Origin of the sequence: Gluconobacter sp. P1D12_c, from assembly GCF_018812105.1 — a bacterium.
Lineage (GTDB): Bacteria > Pseudomonadota > Alphaproteobacteria > Acetobacterales > Acetobacteraceae > Gluconobacter > Gluconobacter oxydans_A.
The window spans coordinates 1-712 of the sequence record NZ_JACSIQ010000100.1 but is presented as its reverse complement, the minus strand read 5'-3'; the positions used below and the strand labels follow the sequence as shown (position 1 = coordinate 712).

Sequence of the window (712 nt, the reverse complement as noted above, 5' to 3'; positions counted from 1 at the left end):
AATAAGCCGTGCATCAGGGACAGAGCGGGCCAGTCGATCAAGCTTTGGTACGACCAAAGTATCGCCACTACGAACAGCCGCCAGTGCCTGGTCAAGGCCGGCCCTTTCCCGGTTCGTGCCGGTGAAGCCCTTGTCGGTGTAAATACGATCGGCAGAAACACCGAGTTTGAGCAGTTCCTGATGCTGGGCCGCGAGATCCTGTTTGTCCGTCGAGCAGCGGGCATAGCCGATCATTATGTGTGTCATACGGGAAAGTGTAACGTATAAGGCCCCATGACTGCAAAACATATGGTACCACCTTTATGAGACACAGCACACGGCTGTATTCCATGACGTGTTGCACTTGTCCGGGACAGTCCGTCCAACGATCCCCTTCCGGACACATGAAGGAGACATCCGATCATGGCGCGGCGCCGTCTTCTGACCCGTGAAGCTCTCGCCCGACATTACGAGCCTTCTGTCGATGATCGCGAGATCACGAGACATTTTACACTCAGCCAGGATGACTTCGATCTGATCGCAACCCGCCGCGGAGAAACCTCCCGATTGGGTTTCACGATGGTCATGCTCTACATGCGCTGGCCGGGACGGGTGCTGGAATCTGGTGAAACACCACCGGCTCCCATTCTGTCATTTGTTGCGCGGCAGCTCGACCTGTCCCCTGGGCTCTGGTCCCATTACGGACGTCGTGACGAAACCCGTCGATCCCATC

General features: G+C 56.6%; 2 protein-coding genes. One reads left to right on the top strand and one right to left on the bottom strand.

What is annotated here, in order from left to right; genetic code table 11:
* The coding region (locus KP705_RS15745; RefSeq protein ID WP_215764877.1) for a recombinase family protein at nucleotides 1-246 on the bottom strand (246 nt) is incomplete at its 3' end.
* Between the two features lie 156 nt (nucleotides 247-402).
* On the opposite strand from KP705_RS15745, the gene KP705_RS15740 reads away from it, so the two are divergent.
* A partial coding sequence (locus KP705_RS15740; protein ID WP_215764875.1) for a DUF4158 domain-containing protein occupies nucleotides 403-712 on the top strand: 310 nt, incomplete at its 3' end.